3 protein-coding genes are annotated in these 6,839 nt (G+C 66.5%); all 3 read left to right on the top strand.

Annotated elements, in window-relative coordinates:
* Positions 1 to 15 precede the first annotated feature (15 nt).
* Positions 16 to 3,150 (top strand): double-strand break repair protein AddB, encoded by a 3,135-nt coding sequence (gene addB / locus AC1DX0_RS28240; protein WP_477357689.1) that lies wholly within the window; start codon positions 16 to 18, stop codon positions 3,148 to 3,150.
* Positions 3,147 to 6,659, top strand: coding sequence for a double-strand break repair helicase AddA (addA, locus tag AC1DX0_RS28235; RefSeq protein WP_477357686.1), 3,513 nt, complete (start codon positions 3,147 to 3,149; stop codon positions 6,657 to 6,659). Before addB ends, addA begins: the two co-directional genes overlap by 4 nt.
* A 75-nt stretch (positions 6,660 to 6,734) precedes the next feature.
* Positions 6,735 to 6,839 (top strand): thioredoxin family protein (locus AC1DX0_RS28230; RefSeq protein ID WP_477357691.1); only part of this gene is annotated, 105 nt, incomplete at its 3' end.

Raw genomic sequence — 6,839 nt, 5'->3', positions numbered from 1 at the left:
GCGATCTAATGCGCAATGAGCGGCTCSMGCCGCGYTTTYTCCATYCCSCCCGGAGCGCCGTTCCTGYCGACGCTKGCCGAGGCGCTGCTTGCCGGCCGSCTGATTCCCGGATTYCGTTTCGACGGCGACCCGCTCGCTCTGGCCGATGTCACCATCTATGTGCCGACGCGCCGTGCCGCGCGCGCCTTGCGCGGTGTCTTCGTCGACAGTCTGAGAGCACGCGGCGGCGGCGGTTCGGCGATCCTGCCGGTCATCCGTCCGCTCGGCGAGTTCGACGAGGACGAAGCCCTGTTCGAGGCCGAACCATCGGCGGCAATCGATCTCGCGCCGCCGATCTCGGCAACCGAACGGCTGTTGCTGCTGACGCCGCTGGTGCGCGCCTGGAAACGCAGGCTGCCGGAGCATGTGGCGAAGCTTTTCGCGGAGGAAATCGTCATCCCCGCCTCCACCGCCGACGCGATCTGGCTGGCGCGCGATCTTGCCGGCCTGATGGATGAGATCGAGACGGAAGGCACCGACTGGGCAAAGCTCAAGGACCTGGTGACCGGCAGCCTTGCCGGATGGTGGCAAGTGACGCTCGAATTCCTCGGTATCGTCACCGATGCCTGGCCGAAATTCCTCAGCGAGAGCGACCGCTCCAACCCGGCCGCGCATCGCAGCGCACTGATCCGCTCCGAGGCGGCGCGGCTGCGGCGCAATCCGCCGGCCGGGCCGGTCATCGCCGCGGGATCGACCGGTTCGATACCCGCCACGGCTGAACTGCTTGCCGCGATCGCCCGCTTGCCTGCCGGCGCCATCGTGCTGCCCGGGCTCGACCAGACGCTGGACGAAGCGTCCTTCCAGGCGCTCGTCGCACCCGGCGCGCGGCCGGCCGTGCTTGGCCACCCGCAATATGGCCTGGCCAGGCTGATCGGCAAGATCGGCGTGCTGCGCTCGGGTGTCGAAGAGATCGGCACGGCGGAACCGCGGCTGGCCCTACGCGCCGCCCTTGTCGGCGAAGCGCTGCGGCCGGCCGAAACAACTGAGCTATGGGCCGAAACACGCAACGGGTTTTCGGCGTCCGATATTGCCGGCGCCTTTGCCGACGTGACGCTGCTCGAAGCGGCGAGCGAGCGTGATGAGGCCGTCGCCATCGCCGTCGCGCTCAAACAGGCGGTCGAAGAGCCGGGCCAAAGGGCCGCCCTCGTCACCGGGGACCGGGCGCTGGCGCGGCGCGTCTCGGTCGAACTCAAGCGCTTCGGCGTCGTTGCCGACGATTCCGGCGGCACGCCGCTCGCCAACAGCCCGGCGGCCAGTCTGCTCCGACTGGCGCTGGAGGCTATGTTCCGGCCGGGCGATCCGGTCGGGTTGTTGTCGTTGCTTAAGCATCCCCTGCTTGGCCTTGGCCTGGAGAGGGCCGATGTGCGCCATGCGGCGGAACTTGTCGAACTGGTGGCGCTGCGCGGCGGCACCGGTCGCCCCGACATCGCTTCGCTGCCTGACTTGTTCGAGGCTCGACTGACAGCCCTAGGCGATGGCAGCCGGCCGCCCTTCTGGTTTGCTCGGCTGACCGTGCGCTCCATAGAGAATTCGCAGAACCTCCTTGCACGCCTGACAGAAGCGCTGGCGCCGCTTTCGGCCTTTCGCGGCCAGGCGGGCGCCGACCTTGCCACCCTGGTCAAAGCCAGCGTCGAGACTCTCGAAAATCTCGGCCGATCCGCCGATGGCGGCCTGGGCGACCTCTATGCCGGCGACGCCGGCGAAAAGCTCGCCGAATTGCTGCGCGGGCTGGTCGCGGCTTCGGCCTCGCTGTCGTTCGCGACGAGCGAATGGCCAGATGTGATGGACGCGCTGATCGCGCCCGAGACGGTCAAGCCGGCACAAGGCACCGACAGGAACATCGCCATCTGGGGCGCGCTGGAAGCGCGGCTGCAGGATGTCGACACGCTGGTCATCGGTGGTCTCAACGAAGGTGTCTGGCCGCGCAAGCCGGAGAGCGACCGCTTCATGTCACGGCTGATGAAGACCGGCATCGACCTCGAACCACCCGAACGGCGCATCGGCCTTGCCGCGCATGATTTCCAGATGGCGATGGGCGCGAGACATGTGGTGCTGGCCCGCTCGGCGCGTTCCGGCGATGCACCCGCCGTGCCGTCGCGCTGGCTGCAGCGCCTATTGACCTTCATCGGCAACGACCAGGCGGTGGCCCTGCGTCGGCGCGGCGACGAGCTGCTCGCCTGGGCACGCGCGCTCGATACCGGCCCAAAGCAGGATTTCGCGCCGCGGCCGCAGCCGAAGCCGCCGCTGTCGGTGCGACCAACGCATTTCTCGGTCACCGAGATCGAAACGTTGCGCCGTGATCCCTACGCCGTCTATGCCAGACGGATCCTCGGCCTGATGGCGCTTGATCCGGTCATTCGCGATCCCGGTGCCGCCGAACGCGGCACACTGTTCCACGCCATTCTTCACCTTTTCTCCTCACGCGTGGCCGACCCGCGCGCGCCGGACGCGCTGACCAGCCTCATTGCCGCCGGTCGCACCTGTTTTGCCGAGGCCGCTCTTCCGGCCGATGTCGAGGCGGTATGGTGGCCACGTTTCGAAAAACTCGCTGCCAACATCATCGAATGGGAGCGCACCCGGGCCGACGCGGTGGTCCAACGGCATGCCGAGGAGCGAGCGGGGAAGACCACCGTCGGCCARTCCGGSGTGACGCTGTCCGGTTATGCCGAYCGYGTCGACCTGYTGGCCGGCGGCATGGCCGATATTTTGGACTACAAAACCGGYTCCTCGCCCTCCAAGGCGCAGGCGCACACGCTGCTGGCGCCGCAGCTGGCGCTGGAAGGCGCACTGCTGCGGCGTGGTGCGTTCAAGGATTTGGGTGTGCGCGAACCGTCGCAGCTGGCGTTCGTGCGGCTGAAGCCGAATGGCGAGGTGTTCGAAGAGTCCATCCTTGAACACAACCGCCAGCCGCGAACCGCAGCCGATCTTGCCGAAGAGGCCTGGGCACGGCTGGAAAAGCTCTTGATCCACTATGCCGACCCGGCGACCGGCTATCTGTCGCGCGCGCTGCCGTTTCGCGAAGGCGAGACCGATGGCGATTACGACCATCTCGCCCGCGTGCTCGAATGGTCGGCCGGCGGCGATGCCGGTGACGAGGGAGGGGAGGCATGAAGAAGGCCTATCCCATCCCGAGCGATACCGCCAACAGCCAGGCCCGCGCCGCCGATCCCCAGAATTCCGCCTGGGTGTCGGCCAATGCCGGCTCCGGCAAGACCCATGTGCTGGCGCAGCGCGTCATCCGGCTGCTGCTCAACGGCACCGACCCGTCGAAAATCCTGTGCCTGACCTATACGCGCGCTGCCGCCGCCAACATGTCGAACCGGGTCTTTTCCACACTGTCGGACTGGACGGTCCTCGGCGACGCCGAGCTTTCGGCAAAAGTCGAGGCGCTGGAGGGGCGTCGACCGGACCGCGACACCTTGCGGCGGGCGCGGCGGCTGTTCGCCGAGGCGCTGGAAACGCCCGGTGGGCTGAAGATTCAGACCATCCACGCCTTCTGCGAATCCGTGCTCCACCAGTTCCCTCTGGAAGCCAACATCCCGGCCCATTTCGAGATGCTCGACAGCCAGATGGAGGCATCGCTCTTCGCCGCGGCGCGCCGCGAGATGATTTCGGGCACGGCTGCCGGCAACGCTGATCTGGCTGAAGCCTTCGCCACTGTGCTGGAACGCGGCGGCGAAGCCGGTCTCGACGCCTTGCTCGGCGAGATCGTGCGCAAGCGCGACGGGCTGCGCCAGTTCCTCGATGCGGTCGGGCGTGACGGCTTCCAGCCCTTGTTCGATGAATTCCATTTCCGCCCCGGTCAAACCGCTGAAGGGCTGGCGGCATCGGTGTGGCCACTGTCCGGCTTCCTGCCCGACTATTTCGCCGGCTTTGCCCAGGCCGCGGAATCCACCGACGCCAGATCGGTGCTGAACAACATCCTGCCCTATGCGCGCCAGGCTTTCGCCGAGAGCGATCCCGTTCGCCGGCTGCAACTGCTCGCCAGAGCTTTTCTCAAGACCGATGGCGATCCCTACGATCCGTCAAAGGCCTTCAAGAAAGCCCTGACCGATCGCCTGCCCGATCTGGCCGAGCGCTACCTCTCGGCCGCGAACGCCATCATCGAAACCGTCGACCGCCTGGCGCTGTTCCGCATGCTGGAAGGCACGGCTGCCGCGCTGACCATCGCCGACTGGCTGATCGCCCGCTACGAGGTGCTGAAGCGCAGCCGCGGCTTTCTCGACTTCAACGATCTGATCACCCGCACCGTCAACCTTCTGGCGCGGCCCGATGCCGGCCCCTGGGTGCAATACAAGCTCGACCAGGGCATCGATCACATCCTGCTCGACGAGGCGCAGGACACCAGCCCGGATCAATGGGAGGTGGTAAAGCGGCTGGCGGAGGAATTTTTCGCAGGCTTCGGTGCACGCGACCGGGTCCACCGCACGGTCTTTGCCGTTGGAGACGAGAAGCAGTCGATCTATTCCTTCCAGGGTGCGGCCCCGGATTCCTTCGCCGACAGCCGGCTGTTGTTCGCCGGCCGGGTGCGCGATGCCGAGGCCTCCTTCGCCGACCTCAAGCTGACCTGGTCGTTCCGCTCGACCGACGACGTGCTCGCCGCCGTCGACCGCGTCTTTGCCGATCCGATCGTGCGGCGCGGCATCAGCCACGATCCCGATCCGCTGAACCACAAGGCGATCCGCACCGATGCGCCGGGTTATGTCGAGGTCTGGCCGTCGATCGGCGCCGATGTGGTGGACGAGCCCGACGACTGGACGCAGGCCATCGACCATGCCCATGCACCGGCGGTGCGCGTTGCCGAGAATGTGGCGGCGACAATCCAAAAATGGATTGGCACCGGGGAAGTTATCGAAGGCAAAGGACGCAGGCTACGCCCCGGCGATATTCTGGTTCTGGTTCGCAAACGCGATCGTTTCGTGCATGCTTTGTCTAGTAGTCTGAAGGATAGACAAATCCCCGTCGCCGGCGCCGACCGGCTRAGCCTGCCSGGMCATATCGCGGTSAAGGACCTGATCGCGCTCGGCCATYTSCTGATCCAGCCGCAGGACGATCTGTCGCTGGCCGCCGTGCTGCGCAGCCCGATCTTCGACSTGYCGGAGGAGACGCTGTTCACGCTCGCCGCGCAGAGGCCACCCGGCGTGTCGCTGGCCGCGTCGCTGCGCCAGCATGCCGCCGACGACGAAACCCTCGCAAAGGTCGTCGCCCAGCTTGACGTCTGGGCTGACGAGGCCGCCTTCAAGCCGGTGTTCGAATTCTATGCCGGCTTGCTGGCACGTGACGGCGTGCGCAGAAAAATGATCGCCAGGCTTGGGCCGGAAGCCGGCGATATTCTCGATGAGTTCCTGAGTTTCTGCCTGGCCGAGGAACGGACCGGCCTGCCCGGACTGGAAGCCTTCCTGTCGACGCTGGAAAATGCCGGCCCCGAGATCAAGCGCGAGATGGACCAGACGCGCGACGAGGTTCGCGTCATGACCGTGCATGCCGCCAAAGGGTTGGAAGCGCCGGTGGTGTTCCTGGTCGACGGCGGCTCCGCTCCATTCAGCGACCAGCACCTGCCGCGCCTGATGCCCTTCGGCGGCTCGGGCCGCAACTTTGACGGCAAGGGTTATCTCTGGCGTKCGGCCAGCGATGTCGCCAACGGTTTTTCGAAGGCGGCGGCGGCGCGGGCACGGGAACTKGCCGACGACGARTACCGTCGGCTGCTCTATGTCGGCATGACCCGCGCCGAGGACCGGCTGATCGTCTGCGGCTATCATGGCAAACGGGCGCCGAACGCCGGCACCTGGCATTCGATCGTCAGCCGCGCGCTGATCGGTGCGCCGGAAAGCGAGCAGCGTCCGCACCCCACCGGCGGCGAGCCGGTGCATCGTTTCCATGTCACCAACTTGCCGCCCGTTGCCCCAGGCGTCAGTGAACAGGCGCGGCAGGCCGATGCTTTCGGGCCGTTGCCGGCGACCCTGTTCCGGCCCTTGCCGCCCTTTGAGGACCTGCCGCGGCCGCTGTCGCCATCCGGCGCCTCGGCGCTGATCGACGAAGGCAAGGAAGCGGTGGTCGACAAGGCTTCGCCAGTGCTGGACGCCGACGCCGAGCCTGGCTTTGCCGTGCTGCGCGGGCTCGCCTTGCACAAACTGTTGCAGATGTTGCCCGGCATTGCCGACGAGTTTCGCCACGGCGCGGCTGAGCGCTACCTGGCGCGGGTCGGCGCAGATTGGTCCGCGTCAGAGCGGGAAAAGGCTCTGGCATCGGTCAGCGCCATCCTTGCCGACTCGCGTCTCGGCCAGCTGTTCGCGCCATCGTCACGCGCCGAGGTGGCGATCATGGGCAGCCTGGAGGTGARGGGCAARAARCGCTCGATCTCCGGCAAGATCGACCGGCTGGCTGTGACAGCGGACACGGTTTCGATCGTCGATTACAAGACCAACCGGCCGGCGCCCGCCTCGCTGGCCGAGGTTCCGCCGGCCTATCTGCTGCAGCTGGCACTCTATCGCGCCCTCTTGCAGCCGCTTTACCCCGGGCGCGAGGTCAAGGCGGCCTTGCTGTTTACCGAAACGCCACGGCTGATTGAACTGCCGGCCCGGGCCATGGATGACGCCCTTGCCCGACTCACAGGAGCGTGACACAAGACCTGCTTGAAGAAGGGCGTAACAACCACCACATTTGGTGCGACAAAGAACTCTCGAAAGGATTTCCGCATGGGTGCCACCGTCAAGGTCGACAAGAACAATTTCCAGGCCGACGTGCTCAACGCCAACGTACCGGTCGTGGTGGATTTCTGGGCTGAATGGTGTGGCCCGTGC

The sequence above is a fragment of the Mesorhizobium sp. P3_A9 genome (genome assembly GCF_056402975.1).
Note: the sequence above shows the minus strand (reverse complement) of the source record. Positions and strands in the feature narration are given on the sequence as shown.